The following is a 501-nucleotide window of genomic DNA, read 5'->3' on the forward strand; positions in this document are numbered from 1 at the left end:
AGTGGAGGAGTTGAATATAGCGCGGGACATGAGCCGGAACCCACTGTTCGATACGATGTTCGTCCTGCAAAATACGGAACGCGGGACGCTGCGGCTTGGCGAGGCGCAGGCGATCCCCTATCAGCTTCAGCACGAGAGCGCCAAATTCGACCTTACGCTTCATGCTATCGAAGAAGAGGAAGGCATCCGGCTCATATTGGAATACGCAACGACCTTATTCAAACGGGAGACGGTAGAGCGATTGTATCGGCATTACGCCAATATTTTGGAAGAGATTACGAGGGAACCCGGAATCAAACTGGCGGATATCGGGATGCTGACGGAAGAAGAACGTCGTCAACTGCTGGTGGAATTCAATGCGACGGGGACACCGTACCCCCGGGATCGCACGGTCCATGAGCTATTCGAGGAGCAGGCTGAGCGCTGTCCGGACCACGTAGCGGTTGTTCATGAGCAAAGAGAGATAACGTACCGGGAGTTAAACGAGCAGGCGAACCGACT

The 501-nt window shown here is 54.5% G+C and carries 1 protein-coding gene; it reads left to right on the forward strand.

Going from position 1 to position 501, the window contains the following annotated elements:
* Positions 1–28: 28 nt before the first annotated feature.
* The coding region (locus RCF13_RS15995) for a condensation domain-containing protein (RefSeq protein ID WP_308141335.1) at positions 29–501 on the forward strand (473 nt) is incomplete at its 3' end.

Origin of the sequence: Stenotrophomonas maltophilia group sp. RNC7 (genome assembly GCF_030910085.1) — a bacterium.
GTDB classification, from domain to species: domain Bacteria; phylum Pseudomonadota; class Gammaproteobacteria; order Xanthomonadales; family Xanthomonadaceae; genus Stenotrophomonas; species Stenotrophomonas sepilia.